This window comes from Micromonospora sp. WMMD1155, from assembly GCF_029581275.1.
GTDB lineage: Bacteria > Actinomycetota > Actinomycetes > Mycobacteriales > Micromonosporaceae > Micromonospora.
The window spans coordinates 1,467,187-1,487,004 of record NZ_CP120742.1 but is presented as its reverse complement, the minus strand read 5'-3'; the positions used below and the strand labels follow the sequence as shown (position 1 = coordinate 1,487,004).

Below are 19,818 nucleotides of genomic sequence, written 5' to 3'. Positions count from 1 at the left end.
AGATTAGCGTTGATCGCGGCTAGTCGAGAGGTCTGTCCATTTGGTGCGATTTTCCGTCGCGTGTCCCGAACGGATCGGCAGGGCCGCCAACAGCAGCACGCTGAGCAGCACGTACGTGTTCTGCGCGACGAAGTCCACCGGGTCATGAGTACGGATCACGCCCGCGCCCCACTTCTGGAACGTCACCACCCCGTAGACGATCACGACTGTGGTGACCAGCGCGAGTGCGGCCGACCACCAGCGCCGACCCGCCTGCTCCGGCCGATCGGCGCTCAGCGCCGCGTCGACGAGCAGCACCACAGCCGGCACGAACCAGTAGATGTGGTGGGTCCAGCTGATCGGGCTCGCCAGAGCCCCCACCAGGCCGGCCAGTGTCAGACCCGTCAACGCGTCACCGGCCCGGGCGGCGCGGGTGGCCCGCCACAGCCCGTAGACCGCGACCGCCGTGACCAGCAGCAGCCAGAGCAGCCGGTCCGGCTTCTCCGGTGCGGTGAACCTGCTGAGCAGCCCGAACAGCGACTGGTTGCCGACGATGTCGGTGCGTCCGACCCGCTCGGTGTCCCACAGCTCCTGCGTCCAGAACCGCCACGAGTCGCTGGGGGCGATCGCGGCCGCGAGCAGGGTCGCCGCCGCAGCGGTCGCACTGGCCACCGCTGCGGCCCGCCACCGCCGGGTGGCCAGCAGGTACACGATGAAGATGCCGGGAAAGAGCTTGAGCGCCGTCGCCAGCCCCACACCCACCCCGGCCCAACGTCGCGCCTGCGGCACGGCGAACAGCAGGTCGGCCAGGATCAGCACGACCAGCAGCATGTTGATCTGGCCGAAGGTGATCGTCTCGCGGATGCTCTCCACAGCCAGCACCAGGAGCACGGCGGCGACCAGTGTGAACGTCCGCGGCAGGCCGTGCCGGGCGATCACCGGCAGCACCAGCCAGCGGGTGGTGAGCACCACGGCCAGCACGGTGAGCACCGTGAAGATCGCCACGGTGGCGCCCAGCCTCAGCAGACCGAACGGCCACAGCAGCAGCGCGCTGAACGGCGGATAGGTGAAGTACAGCTCGCCCTGCACACGGTCCGGCTGGACGTAGTCGTAGAGGGGATGACCGACGCGCCACCAGTCCATGGCCGACATATAGATCTTGAGATCGAAGAAGTTGTGCACCAGGCCGGGCAGGTAGAGCGCCGGCAGCACGGCGAGAAGAGCCACCACCGCGACCAGGCGACGGACCGTACGGCCGCCGGGATCGTCGTCCGTGACGGCGGGCGGTGCGACGGGTTCTGCTGGCACCCCGAAACCCTAGCGGGCCGGTCCGCCGAGAGCGCGCAGCCGCGGGGCGTGGGCTGCGCGTAGGCTGTCCCGGTGGCTGAACTCCTCGTCTGGATCGACTGTGAGATGACCGGGTTGGACCTCGGCAGGGACAAACTGATCGAGGTCGCGGCACTGGTCACCGATCCGGAACTCAACGTGCTGGGTGACGGTGTCGATGTGGTGATCCACGCCGACGAGGCGGCGTTGGAGGCGATGCCGGAGATCGTCCAGACGATGCACGCCAAGTCCGGCCTGACCGACGAGGTCCGTCGTTCGGCGGTCACCCTCGCGGAGGCCGAGGACCGGGTGATGGAGTACGTGACCAGCTTCGTCAAGGATCCGCGTACGGCCCCGCTGTGCGGCAACTCGATCGCCACCGATCGGGGCTTCATCGCCCGGGACATGCCTCGCCTCGACGCGCACCTGCACTACCGGATGATCGACGTGTCGTCGATCAAGGAACTCTGCCGCCGCTGGTATCCGCGGGTGTACTTCGGCCAGCCGCAGAAGGGGCTCGCCCACCGGGCGCTGGCCGACATCCGGGAGAGCATCAGGGAGTTGGAGTACTACCGGCGGACGCTCTTCGTCCCGCTGCCCGGCCCCGACGTGGAGACCGCCAAGGCGATCGCCGCCGAACTCTGACCCCGGCCGCGGTGGGCGGGGAACCCGCTGGACGGGGCCGGCGGCGGTGCCGCTATTATTGGTCCGCACCCCGCCCGGGGCGATCGACCGGGCGACGGCGGCGTGGTGGCTGTAGCTCAGTTGGCAGAGCACCGGGTTGTGGTCCCGGTTGTCGTGGGTTCAATTCCCATCAGTCACCCCACGAGAAGGCCCCCTCTTCGGAGGGGGCCTTCGTCGTTGTCGGGCGTGATCCACTCCGGTTACCGGAAAACCGGGGCATCCCCTCGCTGGGATACCCCGGTTTCCGGTAACGCGAGTCGACCGTGGCTCAGGCGGTGGGCGTCGCCGACGGGGTCGCGCCGTCCGGCGTCGTCGGGGTGGTGTCCGGGTCGGCGGGAGGCTCGTACGGCAGGGCGCTGCCCTTGACGTACTCGTCCCAGCTCATGTTCCAGTCGGTCCAGCCGTTGCCGTTCTGCAGCTTGCGCTCGGTGCCCTTGACCGTGATCGGGTCACCGATCTGGGTGTTCTTGAACAGCCAGTCGCCGTTGGCCATCGACACGTTCACGCAGCCGTGCGAGACGTTCGTGGTGCCCTGCTGCCCCTCCGACCAGGGCGCGGCGTGGATGAACTCCCCGCCCCAGGTGAGACGCTGCGCAAAGTCGATCTTGGTGCGGTAGCCCTCCTCCGGGCCCAGCTCCTCGAACGTGTCGAAGACCGTCTTGCGCAGCTTCTCGATCACGACCATGGTGCCGCTCGACGACGGGGTGCTCTTCTTGCCGAGGCTGACCGGAATGGTCTTGATCACAGAGCCGTTGCGGGTGACGGTCATCCGCTTGGTCTTGTTGTCCACCGTCATGACCACCGCAGGGCCGATCTTGATGTCCACGTTCAGGTCGGCGCGGCCGTACCAACCGTCACCCATCGGCAGACCGCCGGCCTGCACCCGGTAGGAGACCTTGCTGTCGGTCTTCCAGAACTCCTTCGGCCGGTACCGGATCTCGGTGGGGCTGACCCAGTGCCAGATGCCCTCCTGCGCCGGCGTCGACGTCACCGTCATCCGGCGCTGCACGTCGTCGCGGTAGTCCTCCGGGATGCTCCGGCTGAACTTCACGATCAACGGCATGCCGACCCCGACGACCTGGTTGTCACCGAGGAAGCTGGTCACCCGTACCTGGTTGGCCGGCTTGGCCATCGTGGTGAAGGTGCTGGTGGCGGTGGCCGGACGGCCGTCGTCGCCGGTGGCGGTCACGGTCGCGGTGTAGGCGGTGCCGTAGTCCAGCGCGCCGGACGGCAGCCAGGACTTGCCGTCCGCGGCGAGGGTGCCCTCCACCGCCTTGCCCGCCGCGTCCTTGAGCTCGACGGTCGTCTCCTTGGCGTCCTTCGTGGTGAAGGTGATGCCGGTGGAGGCCGGCACGTCCTTGGCGTCGGCCGCCGGCTCGCTGATGGTCGCCGCCGCCTTCGGCGCCGCGTCCTCGCCACCGCCGTGCCACGAGGACGGCTTGCCGCCGTCGCCGTCGGTGCACGCCGAGGTGAAGGCCAACGCCACGGCGAGGAGACCTGCCGCGAACATGCGGCCTCGCCCGCCTCGCCTGATCAGCCGATCCTGGCTAGCTCGCATGATTCCCTCACAGTCGTGGTCGCTGCCCCATCGTCTCCTACTGACGCGCCAGAGCCGCCCCCGGTTGCCGAGGGTGAACGAAAACACGCCGACCAGGGTGCCGGATTCTTGCTACTATCCGGCGTTTCGTGAGCGTGCTTCGTCTCCGTGCCGGGCTGAGGGGTCGCCGCGGCGTCGTCGCGGCGCGGGACTGCAAGAGTACGCGCCGGCCCGGCCATCGGCCGGACCGGCACATAGACGTCGGGCGCCTCAGAGCGCCGGGCCGGCCCCACCACTGGGTACGGGTAGCGCGCTGCCCTTGACGAACGCGGACCAGCTCAGGCTCCACGCCGTCCAGCCGTTGCCGGCAGCGATCTTGCGCTCGGTGCCCTTGATGGTGATCGGGTCACCGATGCGGGTCTTCTCGAACAGCCACCGGGCGTTGACCATCGACACGTTCACGCAGCCGTGCGACACGTTCTGCCGCCCCTGCACGTGCTCCGACCAGGGCGCGGCGTGGATGTACTCGCCGCCCCAGGTGAGCCGCTGGGCGAACTGGATGTCGGTGACGTAGCGGTTGGCCGGGTCCGGGTCGTCGCGCGTGTCGAAGACCGTGGCCTCCTTCTTCTCCATCACGACCATGGTCCCGCTCGACGACGGGGTGCTCTTCTTGCCCAGGCTCACTGGGATGGTGCGCACGACCGCGCCGTTCTCGTACACGGTCATCTTCTTGGTGGCGTTGTCGACCTTCATCTCGAACGACCGGCCGATCTTCGCGGTGGCCTTGCGGTCCACGTCACCGTACTTGCCGTTGCTCAGCGGTATCCCCGCGATGGCGATCCGCACGGTGATGGTCGTGCCCGGCTTCCAGTACTCCGGGGCCCGGTAGTAGGCCTGCGTACCGTTGTCGACCCAGTGCCACGCGCCCGGCTGCGGCGGGTTGGTACGGACGAACATCCGCTTCTGCACCGCGGCCCGGTCCTTCTTCGGGATGCCCGGGTGGAACTCGGTGACCACCGGCATGGCCACCCCGTAGCTCTTGTCGTCGAAGAGGTACAGGCCGGAGCCGATCGTCGACTTGGGCTTGGCCATCGTGGTGAAGGTGCTGGTGCCCTGACTGCTCGTGCCGTCGGACCCGCTCGCCGTCAGCGTGGCGGTGTAGCGGGTGCCCCACTTCAGCGGGGCGGACGGCACCCACGCGGAACCGTCGGTACGCAGCTTGCCCTCGACGGTGCCCCCGCCGTCCGCCGTCAGGGTGACCGCTGACACCTTCCCGCCGTCCGGGAGCTTCGCACTGATCTCCGTGCTCACCGGCCGGTTCTTCGTGCCGTCGGCCGGGCTCAGGGTGAGCGTCGGCCCGCTCGGTGTGCTCGGCGCGTTCGGGTCCGGACTCGCCGACGAGCCCGGCGCGGCTCCCGGGTCGGCCGCCGACGTGCCGCCGACGAATTCCGGCTTCTTCTGCTCGTCGCCGCACCCGGTCAGTGCCAGCGACGCCGCCAGAGTCAGCGCGCCCACCACCGCTCCGGCTCGCGTGAACCGTGCCATGCCCACCTCTGTTCTCGCGTACCTGGCGGACATCGTGCCCCATCGACGCCGCAACTCAAGTCCCCGTCGTGTGCGGCTGCGGCGGTTTGGGGCATTTTGTCGGCAAAGCTCGACCGAAGGGGGGAGCCGGGCAACCGAATTGGAGCCCGGGTTGGAGGGGTGCTAATGTTCTCTCCGTTGCCGACGAGCGCCGCTAGCTCAACTGGCAGAGCAGCGGACTCTTAATCCGCGGGTTCGGGGTTCGAGTCCCTGGCGGCGCACCAACGATCAAGGCCCTGACCTGGTGGTTCACACTGGTCGGGGCCTTTTTCGCTTACGGACCGTGGTTCGGCCTAGTTGGCACCCGGACTCGCTGGGACCGGTCCCCGACAGAGCGTGCGGAGACCGGCCGTCGCGCCCCTACAGTCCGCACCATGAGGTGGACGGTGCGACTCGCGGCCACGGTTTCCGTACTGCTGACCGCCCTGGCGGCCGGAGCGGTGAGCGCCGCCGCGGCGCCCGCCGACGGCGGCCTCGGTCTGGCCCTGCGGCCCGGCCAGGCCGACTACCGGTCCGGCGACCAGGTCCGCCTCGACCTCACTGTCACGAACACCGGCGGCGCGGCGTGCGCGCTGCCGACCAGCGCCGTCGGCACCGTCCAGGTGGCCGGGGTACGCCTCGACGGGCGGGACCTCGCGCCGACGCTGGCCCGCAGCTTCCACGACGACGGCATCGGTGCTGCCGCCACCGCCGGCCTCACCACTGTGGAACCCGGTGCGACCGCGACGGTGAGCCTGACCGGCGTACGCCTGCACGACGGTGACACGCCCGACGCGGTGCTGCTCCGCTCGGTGGCGGCGACCCCGGACGGCGGTGGCCTGGACACGCTGTGGCCGGTCGGTGCTCCCGGCCGGTACGAGGTGACCGCCGGCTACCTGCCACTGCCGGTGACCGGCGCGACCAGCCAATGCGCGGGCGGGACCACGCTGCGGACGACCACCTTCACCGTCGGTGACGGCGGCGGCGTGACCGATCGGCGCTGGGTGTCGCTTGCCGGCGGAGCGTTGCTGCTGGTGCTGCTCATCGCCGCCCTGGTGGTGGTCCTTCGTCGGAGACGCCGTCGGCCGACCGCCGCCGCGGTGGCCCTGCTGCTGGTGTCGGTCGGCGCACTGGTCGTCGGCGGGTCCCGACCGGCCCGGGCCGACTACGCGGTGGATCCGACCGGTGGCGTGCCGGTCAGCGGCGTCGACTTCCAGGGCGCTGTCGACAACTGCCTCAAGGGGTTCGCCGCGCCCGGCGGGGACCCGTCCGGCCTGCTCCCGAGGCTGCGGGACAAGAAGTCCCCCCGGGTGCGGATCATCCCGACCACCGGCGGCTCGGGCGCGTTCGAGACCCCGGACAGCCCCGACGGGAAGGGATCCTCGACGGTCACCTGGAATCCCACCTCCGTCGACCCGTACGGCGACGGTGTGGCCCGGGACCCCTGCGCCGCGCTCTACCACGAGCTGAACCACGCCGACGACATCTCCCAGAACAAGGTTCCGCAGGGCGACTGCGGCAGCACCGAGATCCGTACCGCCGAGGTGAAGGCGACTCTCGCGGAGAACCGTTATCGGGCGGCGAAGGGCCTGCCACCGCGCACCGAGTACGACGGGAAGCCGCTGCCGAAGAGCCTCGACGAGTGCAAGAAACCGGCGAAGAAGAAACCCCCACAGAAGGGCCCGGTGAAGCTCTGCGAGGAGGGCGCCGACTGCGGCGGCAGCAACGGCGACCCGCACCTGGTCACGTTCGACCGGGTCGCCTACGACTTCCAGGCCGTGGGCGAGTTCACGCTGGTCACCGCCACCGGCGGCGATCCGCTGGAGGTGCAGGTCCGGCAGGCGCCGATGGTCGGCACCCGAACCGCCTCGGTCAACTCGGCTGTCGCGTTCCGGGTGGGTGCCCACCGGGTCGCGCTCACGCTCACCGACGGCGGCACCCGCGTACACGTCGACGGCGCGTCGCTGGCCGCGCCACCGGAACGCACCGACCTGCCCGGCGGCGGCACCCTCACCCGCCGCCCCTCCGACACCGGACCCACCGACGGGTACGACGTGACGTGGCCGGACGGCTCCGCGGCGGCGGTGGACCAGATCGGCCACTACGGCTACCGGGTGCTGGTCAGGCTCGCCGACGGCCGGGCCGGGAAGGTACGCGGCCTGCTCGGCGACTTCGACGGCGACCCCGCCGACGACATCGCACCGTCCTCCGGGACAGCGCTCACCCAGCCGGTGCCGTTCGCGCAGCTCTACCCGGCGTACGCGGACAGTTGGCGGATCACCCCGGACCGCTCGCTGCTGCACTACGACGACGGGCAGGACACCGGCACGTTCACCGACCGCGCCTTCCCCGAACGGGAGGTCACCGTCGACGACCTCGACCCGGCCCGCCGCGCCGCGGCCGAGCAGATCTGCCGGTGGGCCGGCATCACCGCCCCCGCCCAGCTCGCCGAGTGCGTCTTCGACGTCGCGGTCAGCGGTCGCCCCGAGTTCGCGGTGGCCGGCGCCACCACCGAACGGGTCGCCCCGCCCGCCGCCACGCCGATCACCGCCGTAGCCGTGGCGACCGCCAGCCTTACCCCCGGCGGGCCGCCACTGACGTTCCCCGGTCGGGCCGGGGACGCCGTCTTCGTCGACGCCACCGCGCCCGGGATCGCCGACCGCTGCTCGCCGTACGCGCTCACCGACCCGACCGGCCACTACGTCGGGGGCGGCTGCGCCATCAACGGCGTCGGATACATCGACCGCGTCGACCTCACCACCACCGGCACGTACGCCGTGCGGGTCACCGCCGCCCCCGGCGACACCGGACGAGCAGCCGTCCGGGTGTACGTGGCTCGGGACGTCGACGGCACGCTGCAGGCGAACGGCCCGGCGGTCACCGCGACGCTGGATCAGCCCGGCGCGCGGGCCCGGTACCGGTTCACCGGGCAGAAGGGTGAACGCGTCTACGTCGAGGTGCCCACGAGCACACTGCCCAACCAGTGCTCCCCGCTGGAACTGCGCGGCGCCGAGGACCGGCTGCTGAGCAGCGGCTGCGTGATCAACGGCGTCGGCGAGATCGACGGTACCCTGCTGCCCGCCGACGGGACGTACACAGTGGTGGTCGACCCCACCGGGCGCAGCACCGGCGCGACCACACTGCGGCTGGTCAGCAGCCGCGACCAGGCGGCGACGATCACCGTCGGCGGTCCACCGATCGTCGCCACCGTCGACCGACCCGGCGCCGTCACCACCTACCGTTTCACCGCCGGCGCCGGTACGTCGGTGAGTCTGACCGCGACCGCCTCCGACCTACCCGACCAGTGCGGCGTGGTGGAGCTACGCAGCCCCGACGGCAGCCCGATCACCAGCGGCTGCGTGATCAACGGGGCCGGCGACATCAGGCCGACGGTGCTTCCGGCCTCGGGCACGTACACAGTGGTGGTGGACCCGTCCGGGATCGCGACCGGGCAGGTCACGCTGACGCTGAAGTAAGGCGGACCCCTGCCTGTTCGGGGCGGCGTGCGGGACGTGCTAGCGTCTCGTCCCGTTGCCGACGAGCGCCGCTAGCTCAACTGGCAGAGCAGCGGACTCTTAATCCGCGGGTTCGGGGTTCGAGTCCCTGGCGGCGCACCACTGAGATAGGCCCTGACCTGGGTTTCCACCTGGGTCGGAGCCTTCCGTGCCCGTAGCCGGGTGATCGGAAGCCGTTGGACGTTCCGTGCCTGGAGCGACAGGGTTTGCGTTGGTGGACGTCGCCGGGCATCTTCGATTCGTGGTCTCAGGTTGGTGCCGTCGGCTGGTGGGCGACAATCGCCGCGTCACTGCGTCGATCCCGCGCCCGGGCGAGCATCCGATCGAATGGCAGATCTCCTGACCACGCGCTGACTCCGTCTCGGGTAACAGGCAGCTCGGTCGGCTGGCCGACCCCGGCAACCGCCACCGGGGTCGGCCAGCGGCCGTCAGCAATGGCTCCCACAGCGAGACGCTGCCCGGTCCCGACATGCGACTTGATCAGCTCGACTGAGGTGACGATCCTCAGTCACCTTCGAAATGCCGGATCCCGACTGCTTTGTCCTCGTAGATGGAAGAGTGATTATCGTGACGACGAACCATCCGACAGACCCGGGGTATGCCGCCGCGCTGGACACGGCTGAGCGTCTGCTGGGATTCCGCTTGGAGCGCTTTCTCGGCGCCACGCCTGGTGAGCCAGCTAACGGCGCAGACTTCAAACGGATCGCGACGATGCACGCCTTCGGCGACGTCTGGCCGCGCACCGAGCACCTGGATACACGGACGCGGGCACTGGTGTCCGTCACCATCGCGGCGACACTCGGCGTCCTGGAGCCCCTCCGTGGTCAACTTCGCATCGCGCTCAACGCCGGCGCCGCCAAGGAAGAGATCGCCGAAGTCTTTCTTCAGGTCGCGGCCTACGCTGGTGTAGCACGCGCGTTCGACGGCTACCAGGTCGCGGCTCAGGTCTTCGCAGAGAACCCGCAACGTTCAGACCCTGGTAAGTAAGGGGTTCAGGGGTCAGGCTCGGTCCGGTTGGACCGGGCCTGACCCCTTCCGGCCGGCGCCATGAGCCGGACGAAGTGCCGGTTCAGGTTCCGCGGCTCGATGGGGTATCGATGCCGGTTGTGAAGACGGGTCGAAGTCCAACCGCCGGCCGACTCCGCTGGCTTCCGTGTCGGATCCGCCGCGATGTGTGGGTGTTCGTCGGGTGCTCGCTCGCCGGACAGGTGGCTAGCGGTTGGCGCGCAGCGGCCGCAGACGCTGGATCAGCACGGGCACGTGGGGCCGTCGATGCCACGTGGGACCCATGAACACGACATAGGCGGCGCTCTCAATCCGCGGGTTCGGGGTTCGCGTCCCTGGCGGCGTACCAACGATCAAGGCCCTGACCTGGTGGGTAACAGGGTGGCGTGCCTACCCCGCGCCCACACAGGTTGAGGACACATGCGCACCACCACGGTCGGCGACGTGAAGGTCCTGCTGCCGGACCTCGAACCGGACGGCCTCGACACCACGACGAACCTGGGCGGCGGCATCACCGAGGCCCTCGTCAACGGTGCGGCGCGGCGCCGCTCGGTCGCCTTCTCCGAGTGCACTCTCACGAACGGCGCGTGGTCTTCCTGCCGGCTACCCCGCATCGCACTGCGATCATGTGACCTCGCCGGTCTGGAACTGGACTCCTGTCAGCTCGATGGGACCGACCTGCGGGGCAGCCGGCTCCAGGGCCTCAAGACGCCACTGGACAACCTGCGCGGCGTCACCGTCGGTGAGGACCAACTTCCTGACCTCACCCGGCTGACCGTGGCCGCCCTCGACCTCACCGTGCGCAACGACTGAAGCCGAGGAGGCATCGTGCTCGCTGAACCCACTGGCAGCCCGGACACGATCCTCGTCTCTATCCGCGGCAACTCCGGCTCGGGCAAGAGCAGCATCGCCCGCGAGCTACGACGCCGGCACGGCCGGGGTTGCGCCCTGGTCGAGCAGGACTACCTGCGCCGCATCCTGCTGCGCGAACGGGACAAGCCCGGCGGCGCGGCACCGGCGTTGATCGGGCAGACCGTCCGGTTCGCTCTGGACCACGGCTACCACGTGGTGCTGGAAGGCATCATGCACACCAGCCGCTACCGAAGCATGCTGACCTCCCTGCGGGACGACCACCGCGGCCGGTCGCTGTTCTGCTACCTCGACGTGTCCTTGGCCGAGACCCTGCGCCGGCACCTCACCCGCCCGCAGGTCACCGAGTTCACCGCCGAGCAGATGAGCGGCTGGTACGCCGCACACGACGTCCTGGGCTGGCCCGGCGAGCTCGTCCTGCCCGAGACCACCGGACTGGACGAGGCGGTCGGGGCCATCGCCGCTGCCGCCGGGCTACCCCAGACCGGACGCGACGACGACCTGCTACCGAACGTTCCGTCCCCGTAGAGCAGCTCAGCCGGCTACCGGTATCGCCGTTCCGGCGCCCCGTTTTCAGGCGCCGTTCCGGCTCAGTCGGCGTGGGTCAGACGTGTGGTGATGCGCAGGCCGGTCAGTGTGTCGTTCAGCCAGGGCACCCGCTCGCGGTGCAGACCGGCGGTCATCTGGTCGGCCCAGACCTCGTACCGCTGGGTCAGCGCGCTGGCGCGGGACCGTGCGCTGGTGACCAGGCAGTCGCCGAGCGGATCACCGGGCAGGTTGGACGAGTCGACGGCGGGCTCACAGGGCAGCTTGAGGCTGACCTGGTCGCGCAACGGTCGGCTGGGGTCGGGCGCGCACGGCGCGGGCCCGCACGCCGCGTAGTTTCCGCCCGCCTTCGCGTACGCATTGCCGATCTTGGCGTCGGTCGGCATGTTCACCGGGATCTGGTACTGCCCGAACAGGTTCGCCGACAGCACGTCGTCCGCGTCGAGGGCGTTGGGCAGACCCAACCTGGTGTACGCCTGGAGCAGCCGCGCCGCCGTGTTCATCTTCTTCAGCGCGGTGGGCACCGGTCCGCTGGTCTGGTTGCTCAGGTCCCGGACCCGGTCGTACATCGACTTCTGTCGGGCCTGGAGGAAACCGCGCAGCGTCGGCGTCAGTGAGGCGTCCAGCGCCGGGTTGGGCACTGCCGTGGCGACGCTCGCGAAGGTGTATCGGCCGGACGGCCACTTCTGGGTCAGCGCCTGGTCCGGGCTGGTTTCGCTGTCACAGTTGAACAGCTCGCAGTCGACCTGGTAGACCTGCTCGTCCGGCCAGGTGAAGTCGGCCGTCCGCGAGGTCTGCCAGGCTGACGAGGAGTTGAGCCGGAACCGGCTGTGGATCTGCAACCGCAGCTTGCCGTAGTACCGGATCACCCCGGTGCCGTAGCCCGTGGTGCGGGTGTGGACCCAGCTCGGCGTGTAGCAGTGGCCCACCTCGGGCAACTCCCGGACCCCTGCCGGTGGCTCGTCGGGGCGTGGCGTGTACGCGTAGTGCAGCGTCCGCACCACGTTCGACATCAGGTCGTAGCGGACGTTGCCGGGTCGGTCGATCTGCCGGGTGCCGTTGCACGACGGCACTGTCGCCTCGTCGGCCTTCGCCGGTGCCGGGGCGAGCTGCTTGTCCGTGTCCCAGAACAGGTCGTAGTCCTTCGGGGTCTTGACCTGCACGCCGTTGGCGTCGGGCTCCCAGCGGACCTGGATCTCGTTGGTCCGGAACGCCCTCAGCGCGGTCGACAGCTCGTTGGTGGCGCCGAGGTACTCGTCGACCAGCCCGGTGATCAGGCTGTTGGCGTTGCCGTCGACCGGTCGGCCGAAGCTGGCCGTGAGGTCGGCGATGCGGGTGCCCTCGGCCTCGATCTGCGCCGCGCGACTGGCGCTGACCTGGGCGGCGTATGTCGGGTTCTGGAGCATCAACATGGAGTACGCCTGCGCTCCGAGGTTCCAGACCGTGGGGTTGCCGACCGGGGTCGCCGGTTCGACCATCGACGGGTCGCGTCCGCGGGCCACCCGGGCCAGGTAGTTGATCGACCGGGCCTCGCCGAAGCTGTTCAGGACGGTGGTCGGGTCGAGCGCGGGGTTGTCGGCGTCGGCCTTCGGCACCACGAAGGCGGCACCGCCGGCCAACTGGGTGGCGGTCAGGTGGAACTCGTTCTCCGGGCCGACGAACTCGCCGTACGTCGGGATCGGTTGGCCGAAGTTCTCCAGGTAGCCGATGTACTTGTTGATGTCCGCGCGGGCGTCGTGCAGGGTGGCGTCGCCGATCGCGGCCAGGACGGTGGCGGCGATGTCCTCCAGTCGCAGCCCGAGCTGGGCGACCTGCTGCTGGACGAGGGTGAGCTGCGCGGTGTTGCCGGCGATCGCCGCGTTCAGCTTGTCGAACTGGGCCATCATGTTCGCGTACACCGTGTTGATCTGGGCCTCGACCCGCGCGAAGCCGGCGCGCATCTCGTCGCCGAGGGCCCGCACCTCGTCGCGCAGTGCCTTGACCTGGGCGAGGATCTGCGCGTCCAGCGACGGGGCGCTGTTGCCGAAGAGTCCGACGATCGACATCACGGCACCGAAGATGTTGCCGGTCATCGCCAACGTCGCGGTGTTGAAGACCGAGCCCGCCAGACCGCGGCCGGTGATCGCCGCCGCGTACTTCGAGATGGCGCTGATCGTGGTGAGGACCGCCTCGCCGATCACCTTGGCCTTCTTTCCGGCGTCGGGGTCGGCGAACCCGATGAGGGTGGACACCATGCCCAGCCCGGCTTTGACGTCGGAGATGGTCTGCTGCCGCGCCTTGTCCCGGTCCTCGGCGGCCTTCTTGGCCGCTGCGGTGCACTCGGCGCTGGGTGGCCCCTCCGGTGGGCACTTGCTGTTGTTGGCGCCGATCTCGAGGCGGATCTCCACGCTCAGGCCGAGCAGTCGGGCGTGCAGGGAGGCGAGCTTCTGCTTGGCCGCCGCGACGTACGCCACCGGGTCGCCCTGTAGCGCCAGGATCGCCCCGAGGTTCACGTGGGACAGCCCGGGATCCTGGGTGAGCTGCTCGTAGGTACGGGTCACGTCGACCCCGAAGGGCGCACCGAGCACCGCGTTCCACGCGCTGGCGACCGGCGCGTCGGCGGTCGCCGCCTGCCGGACCGCGGACCACACGGCGGCGAGGGCGTCGTCGCGACCGCGCAACCACTGGGCGGTACGCAGAGCGCCGGAGGCGAGTTCCTCACGGGTGTCCCACGGCTCGACCGTCTTGCCGATCACCGCGGCGACCAGGCCGGTGATCTCCGGCGCGGTCCGGGTGTCTCCGCCGGGTGTGCCGAGCAGGATGTCGACGGACCGCAGCAGCAGGTCCTGCTCGGGCACCAGGAGGTCGTAGCCGGTCAGCGAGCTGTCGAGCACCTGCTTGCGTGCCGTGAGCTGGGCCTGCGCCTGTTCGGTGGTGGCGTTCGGGTGCAGCCGGTGCCACTGGACGAACTCGGCCGACAGCACGACGGCCTTGATCCGGTCGGCGCCCTGGATGTGGGTCTCGGCGACCTGGCCGAAGGCCCGGTCGGTGAGCGCTGCCGGTGGGATGGGGACGGGGGCGGGGTCGGCCGACGCGGGTTCGCCGAACAGCACGCTTGCCGCGGTGACCGCGATCATCGCCACCACGGCGGTCCCGCGCCTCGTACGCGTGGAACGGTTGAATGTCATGCCGCGAACGTATTGAGCGGCCTGAAAGGGCGCTGAAACCGCGCTGACCCGCGCCGTGCCGCCGAACACCGTCCTCGGCGGCACGGCAGGTCGCCGACGTCGTGTCGGCTATCGGCGGGTCCACTGCTGGTTTGTCTGACCGGTGCAGGTCCACAGGACGAGCTTGGTGCCGTTGGCGGTGCCCTGGTTCACGGGGTCCAGGCAGAGGCCGGACTGCACCCCGGTGATGGTGCCGTTCGCGTTGACGTTCCACTGCTGGTTCGTTCCGCCGTGGCAGTCGTAGATGGTGACCAGGGTGCCCGGGGAGGTGCCGTAGCCGGCGGCGTCGAGGCACTTGTTGCCGTACACGGTCAGGGCCTTGGCGCTCGTGTAGGTCCACTGCTGGTTGGTGCCGCCGTGGCAGTCCCACAGCTGCAGCTGGAGGCCGTTGGTGGTGGACGCCCCGGGGACGTCGACGCACCTGCCGGACCGGGTGCCCACGATGGCGGTGGTCTGCCCGCCGCCGCTGCCCGGGTTGCCGATGCTGCCGGGCACCGACTGTAGGGCGTTGTACCAGCGAGCGGCCATCTTGTCGTAGCCACCGGCGGTGGGATGTACGCCGTCGATCAGGTCGGCGGTGGTGAGGGCGCTGTGCATGTCGACCAGGTGCACCCGCTTGCCGGCGTTCACCTTGCTCTGCACGATGCCCGGGATCGCCGCGTTGAAGGTGCGGACGGCGGCTCCCTGGTTGCTGTTGGAGATCGGGATGAGTTGCGCCACGAACACCTCCGCGGTGGGCGCGGTGGTGGTGATGCGGTCGATCAGCGTGGAGAGCCGGTTCGGTGCGCTGCTCACGTTGTAGTTCTGCAGGATGTCGTTGGTGCCGATGTGCAGCAGGACGGTCTGCGGCCGTTGGGTGTTGAGCCAGTTGACGATGTTGGCGTCGATCTGGTCGATGCGCCAGCCGGGGTGCCCCTGGTGGTCGTGGTCACCCAGGCCGGCGGGCCCGTTGAACTGCGACCCGACGAAGTCCACCGTGTACCGGCCGTTGACCAGTCGCTGCCAGAGCCCGATGCGGTATCCGCCGGGCACCTGGGTGCCCTCGGTGATGGAGTCGCCGAGCGGCATCACCCGTACCCCGCCGTTGGACTCCGCGCTGGCCGGGCCGGTCGGGGTCAGCACACCGGCGGCCACGACACCGAGCGCGGCGAGTGCCGCGAGCCATCTTGCCCTCGTTCGCATAGATCTCTCCTGCCTCAGCACTGGGACGAGTGTGAGCGCTAACAACGAAGATTGTAGATGTGGTCATTCGCCTCGGTCTACCCGCGCACCGCACCCCGCGCACCGCACCCCGCACACCGCACCCCGCACACCGCACCCCGCGCCCCGCACACCGCACCCCGCGCTCCGCGCCCCGCGCCCCGCGCCCCGCGCTCCGCACCCCGCGCCCCGCGCACCGCACCCCGCGCACCGCACCCCGCGCCCCGCACCCCGCGCACCGCACCCCGCGCACCGCACCCCGCGCCCAAGATCCGAGCAACTTCCCGGATGTTGCTGCCTGCGGGAGGCGCGAGGCAGCAACATCCCTGATACTGCGCGGATCTTGGGCGCGGGGGGCGCGGGGGCGCGGGGGCGCGGCGCGCGGCGTGCGGCGTGCGGCGCGCGGCGAGGGTGGCTCGGGCTAGCGGACTCGGGTGGCTGCCGCGGCTGTGGCGATCAGGGCAGCGCCGGCTGCGGCGGCGAGTCGGACGCGGGGAGGTCGGTTCATGGACAGGGCCGTCGTCAGCAGCCCCCACCCGGACGCCAGCGCGAGCGGCAGCCGCCCTTGCCGGCTTCGCGCGACCGTGCCGGCTGCCACGGCGGAGGTGGCGAGTAGTCCGACGGTGGATGCGGTGACCGTGCGCGGCGCGTCCGGGGGCGTGCCGGAGGCGACCTTGGCCGCGGCGATGTTGACGGTGCTCGCCAGGGCCGTCCATCCCAGGAGGAGGCCCGTGCTCAGTGGTGTGAGCGCGGTCCACCTGGTCGTGGTGGGGGTGCGCTGAAGGCGAAGGTGGGCGGTGGCGGCGAGGCCGGCGGCGACCGGCAGCAGGTACGGGGTGTACGCGAAACGATCGGTCTGCGCTGCCACCGACCAGGCGGCGTTCACCGCATAGGCGCCAGCCAACGGCCAACCCACCCGGCGACTCACGGGGTGGCGTCGCCCCCGCGGCAGGCACTGACCAACGGTCGAGGCGACGCACCCGGCGAAGATCGGCCCCCAGACGGCGAAGGCGTAGTCCGGTGGCGTGATGACCGTGTCGTAGCGGGCGGTCTGCTCCCCGTCACCGACCAGCGCCCCGAGTAGGGGTGTGGCGACGAAGGCCGCGCATGTGCTCGCAAGGGCGATCGATCGCGGGCCGTCGTCCATGTCGTCTCCGATCATCGCCGTGCGGACCGGTCAACCTGACGCCGACGCTACCTCAGGATCCGGCGCCCGGCACGGGTCGTCGGCTGCTCCTCGCTGCGTGGTGGGGTCGGGCCAGGGCCGACCGACGGTGGTGGAGCCGTCGGTGCGTTCGGCGACGAGCCGGGCCAACTCGTCGAGGGTCTGCTGCGAGAAGTCGCCGGTCGACAGTGCGGGCAGCCAGGCCGAGCGCCACAGGGTGCGCTGCCGCGGCCAGAATGGACGGCTATCGTCGTCCCGTCGGCGTCGTGCGACGTCGACGATCATCTCGTCCAGGGCGAGCACGGCATCGTCGGTGCAGAGGATGCGCTGGCGGCGAAGGAGGGTCGCCAGCAGCCGCAGACCGTTGTCGGAACTCAGCCCGCCCACCACGTGCCGCATCGCGTCGGCGTCCAGCACGGTCTGCGCGGGCACCGCCAGCAGACGTCGACGGTCGGCCCAGTTCTGCCGAAGATGGGTCCCGGCCAGCCAGATCGCCACCAGGCCGATGAGGGCGTAGGCGACCGGCGTCACGGCGACCAGGGCCCACGGGTGAGTGGCTTCGGCCCACGCTGCCGCCCCGAGTACCAGGTTTGTGACAGCAGCGCTCGCAGCCAGCCCGACGATCCCCTTGAGCCGTCGACGCCAACCGATCCGGACGAATGCTGCGGCGGCCGCTGGGACGACGATCAGCGGAACAAGCGGCCAGGCCAGCTGCCGCGTGGGTGTGCCCCAGGCCACCGCAGCGACCGCAGCGATGGGCCAGACGATGGCGTAGAGCAGCGCGAGAAAGAAGAGCACGCCCCAGAGCCCGTGACCGACGGGAGCGTCCGGCAGCCCCGATTCCCGGTACAGAGCCATGCCCAACCCGATGAACAGGGCCAACGTTCGGATGCCCGTGCTGATGGTCGCGCTCGTCGCCCAGTGGCCGGGCGGTGCCGTCCTGGACCGGGCCCTGCTCGCCATCGTCCCGATGGCCCAGCACCCCGCGATGATGCCGAAGGCGACCGACCCTCCGGTCGCCCAGCCCATCAGCGGCTCGGCGCCCTGGAAGATCGCGCCGGAGACGAAGGTCAGGACGACGAGCAGGCCGGTCACCACCGGTTCCCACCGCAGAAGCCGTGCGGCGCGGATGTGCGGCCGCGGCTCGTACAGCCGGGACAGCTGCGCGCGAACGCTCGGCCAGTCGACCAGCAGACGCCCCTGACCGGCCTGGTCGATGAGTGCCATTCGGAGATGGCGGCTCAGGCGGGCGGACACCACGGGTAGCCGCCCGGCATACCGGTAGGCAGCCCCGCGCAGCAGCACGCTCATCGACGCGAACGACTTCTCCAGGATCGTCTCGGCCGTCGAGGGCTCGGCGAGGAGCGTGGCCTGCACGGCCCACAGTTGGTGGTGCCGGCGCTCCGACGCCCAGGCGGCGTCGAGCAGTGTCGTGACGTCGGCCCGGATCGAGGCGGGCACGTCCTCGGGTCGGGCGGCGAGACCGGTGTCCAGGAGGTCCAACAGGTGCAGGCTGTTGGGGGGCCACTGGAAGGCGGACGGCTCGGCCGGGGCGGCGAGTGTCTCCGCGCCTCGGGCGAGGATCCGGCCGGCCGAGGCGATCAGGGCGTTCACCGCGTCGCCGTCCTGGGTCTGCAGCAGCGCGACGGCGGTCTCCCGCCACCGGCCGTCGAGGAGCAGGGCCTCGGTCGGCACCCGTTCCGGCTCGCGGATCACCACGCAGGTGGCGAAGTACTCCTGGAATCGGCGGTGGGCGAAGGTGAAGGGCACCTCGTCGCCGGAATTTCCGCCCTCCGGCGCCTGGGCCAGCTTGACGTACTCCAGGGCGTCCAGCAGCCGGTTCAACCGCGCCGGGTCGATCGGCCGGCCGCCGACCAGACCGCCGTGCAGCAGCCTGGCCACCTGTGCACGCGAAGGGCTCAGTCCGACACCGAACTCGGCGGTCAGCCGGAACGCGATCTCCTCGGCGACCTGCCGCAGTTCGTCCGGGTCCACCGAGAACCGCTTGTCGATCCGCTCCCGGTCCCGCTCCAACCGGCTCTTCACGAAGGTCTCGAAGATCGCGTGCGAGGAGTTCGGGAACGAGCCGGTCGTCCGCACGTGCTCGCAGAGCAGGCCGAGCAGCATCGGGTTTCCGGACAGTCGGGTCACCATCGGGTCCGCGCCGGCCAGGGCGGCGTACACCTGGCCCTCGGCGTCCGGTGCCAGGTCGGCCTTGCGGATCAGCTCGCGCTTCTGGCGGTCGGTCAGGCGTTGCACGGTGAACCGGGGCCAGCCGAAGCGGCGCGGGCCCTTGAACTCGCGGGACGCGATGACGCCGGGGCTGACGTTCATGCCGTGCAGGAAGTCGTAGAGGGCGTCGGCGTAGCGGCCCACCGTGGCGTCGAGTTCGGTGGCGGTGAGGACCTCCGGGATCTCGTCGAAGGAGTCGAACAGGAACAGCCACGTGCCGTCCCGCATGCCCGAGGTGAACTCGTCGTCCAGGAACTGCTCGACGTCGCGGCTGTTGGCCCGGTTGAGCTGGTCCAGCACGAACGACCGGACGGTCTCCGCGTCCAGGCGCCCGTCCACCGGGCGCAGTTGCTTCAGGTTGACGTAGAGCGGGATCCGGCTGTCCAGCCGAGGACGTCGCATGGCCCGGACCGCGAGCACCCGCGCCGCGTTGCGCATCGCCACGCTCTTGCCCGACCCCGGTTCGCCCTGCAGGACGATCAACCGTTCGCTACTGCGTTGCAGCGCCGAGGACAGCGACTTCTCCCGCCGGAGGCCGTCGCGCCGGTGGTGGAGCCAACGGGGCAGCAGGAGGTGTCGAGCGCCCTCCGTCTCCACCTCGGCCTCCAGCCGGGCGAACCGATGGTCGCGCCACTCCTCGCGCTCGTCGAGTCGACGGAGTTGGCTGTCGACGTGGTCGGCGAACAGGGCCCGCCGTCGCACTCGTCGAGGGTCGCGGTGCCGGTCGAACCACCCCTTGAGCTGACGTACGGCGGCAGCCGCGCCGCGCAGGAGCGGGGCCAGCGAGAGCAGCGTCACCGTCGCCATCAACGCCCCGAACAACCAGGGTGCCCACGCGGGCCGACCGAGCCCCAGTCCGGAGAGGAGGACGAGGAAGTACTGGTAGAGGCTGGCCGAACCACCGGGATCCGGATCGGTCTGACCCACGTGTCACCCCTCCGACGGCGGCTGGAGATCCACGCTATCGACTCGGCGTCGGTGCGACGGTCG

Annotated in this window: 12 protein-coding genes and 3 tRNA genes; 8 read left to right on the top strand and 7 right to left on the bottom strand. The window is 70.4% G+C overall.

Annotated elements, in window-relative coordinates; all coding sequences use genetic code 11:
• Positions 1–3 precede the first annotated feature (3 nt).
• Positions 4–1,287, bottom strand: coding sequence for a glycosyltransferase 87 family protein (locus O7617_RS06510; RefSeq protein WP_282262183.1), 1,284 nt, complete (start codon positions 1,285–1,287; stop codon positions 4–6).
• Between the two features lie 72 nt (positions 1,288–1,359).
• Between O7617_RS06510 and orn the strand changes: the two genes are divergently transcribed.
• Together orn and O7617_RS06500 are read left to right on the top strand one after the other, a co-directional pair.
• Complete coding sequence (gene orn / locus O7617_RS06505; protein ID WP_282262181.1) at positions 1,360–1,950, top strand: oligoribonuclease; 591 nt, start codon at positions 1,360–1,362, stop codon at positions 1,948–1,950.
• Positions 1,951–2,055: 105 nt separating this feature from the next.
• Positions 2,056–2,131 (top strand) — tRNA-His (locus tag O7617_RS06500).
• A 126-nt stretch (positions 2,132–2,257) separates the two neighbouring features.
• Here O7617_RS06500 and O7617_RS06495 read toward each other — a convergent pair.
• Positions 2,258–3,547 carry an Ig-like domain-containing protein gene (locus tag O7617_RS06495; protein WP_282264656.1) on the bottom strand — a complete coding sequence of 430 codons (1,290 nt, stop codon included), beginning with the start codon at positions 3,545–3,547 and terminating at the stop codon, positions 2,258–2,260.
• Positions 3,548–3,796: 249 nt separating this feature from the next.
• Positions 3,797–5,071: an Ig-like domain-containing protein gene (locus O7617_RS06490; RefSeq protein WP_282262180.1), complete on the bottom strand. Its 1,275-nt coding sequence runs from the start codon at positions 5,069–5,071 to the stop codon at positions 3,797–3,799.
• A gap of 187 nt (positions 5,072–5,258) precedes the next feature.
• Here O7617_RS06490 and O7617_RS06485 point away from each other — a divergent pair.
• The 6 genes from O7617_RS06485 (at position 5,259) to O7617_RS06460 (ending at position 11,007) form a co-directional block, all read left to right on the top strand.
• Positions 5,259–5,334: transfer RNA gene (locus O7617_RS06485), tRNA-Lys, on the top strand.
• A gap of 150 nt (positions 5,335–5,484) precedes the next feature.
• Positions 5,485–8,565 carry a VWD domain-containing protein gene (locus O7617_RS06480; RefSeq protein ID WP_282262179.1) on the top strand — a complete coding sequence of 1,027 codons (3,081 nt, stop codon included), beginning with the start codon at positions 5,485–5,487 and terminating at the stop codon, positions 8,563–8,565.
• Positions 8,566–8,630: 65 nt separating this feature from the next.
• Positions 8,631–8,706, top strand: a tRNA-Lys gene (locus O7617_RS06475).
• 465 nt (positions 8,707–9,171) lie between these two features.
• Positions 9,172–9,591: a carboxymuconolactone decarboxylase family protein gene (locus O7617_RS06470; protein WP_282262178.1), complete on the top strand. Its 420-nt coding sequence runs from the start codon at positions 9,172–9,174 to the stop codon at positions 9,589–9,591.
• A 438-nt stretch (positions 9,592–10,029) separates the two neighbouring features.
• On the top strand, positions 10,030–10,422 hold the full coding sequence (locus tag O7617_RS06465) for a pentapeptide repeat-containing protein (RefSeq protein WP_282262176.1): 393 nt from the start codon (positions 10,030–10,032) through the stop codon (positions 10,420–10,422).
• A gap of 15 nt (positions 10,423–10,437) precedes the next feature.
• Positions 10,438–11,007, top strand: a complete 570-nt coding sequence (locus O7617_RS06460) for a kinase (protein ID WP_282262172.1) — start codon at positions 10,438–10,440, stop codon at positions 11,005–11,007.
• A gap of 62 nt (positions 11,008–11,069) precedes the next feature.
• Here the strand turns inward: O7617_RS06460 and O7617_RS06455 are convergent, their stop codons facing one another.
• From O7617_RS06455 to O7617_RS06440, 4 genes are all read right to left on the bottom strand, one after another.
• A complete protein-coding gene (locus tag O7617_RS06455) occupies positions 11,070–14,192 on the bottom strand; it encodes a hypothetical protein (RefSeq protein WP_282262170.1) in 3,123 nt (1,040 codons plus the stop codon).
• 108 nt (positions 14,193–14,300) lie between these two features.
• Positions 14,301–15,413 carry a ricin-type beta-trefoil lectin domain protein gene (locus tag O7617_RS06450; protein WP_282262169.1) on the bottom strand — a complete coding sequence of 371 codons (1,113 nt, stop codon included), beginning with the start codon at positions 15,411–15,413 and terminating at the stop codon, positions 14,301–14,303.
• Between the two features lie 439 nt (positions 15,414–15,852).
• Positions 15,853–16,578 (bottom strand): hypothetical protein, encoded by a 726-nt coding sequence (locus O7617_RS06445; RefSeq protein ID WP_282262168.1) that lies wholly within the window; start codon positions 16,576–16,578, stop codon positions 15,853–15,855.
• 30 nt (positions 16,579–16,608) lie between these two features.
• On the bottom strand, positions 16,609–19,755 hold the full coding sequence (locus O7617_RS06440) for a hypothetical protein (protein ID WP_282262167.1): 3,147 nt from the start codon (positions 19,753–19,755) through the stop codon (positions 16,609–16,611).
• Positions 19,756–19,818 lie beyond the last annotated feature (63 nt).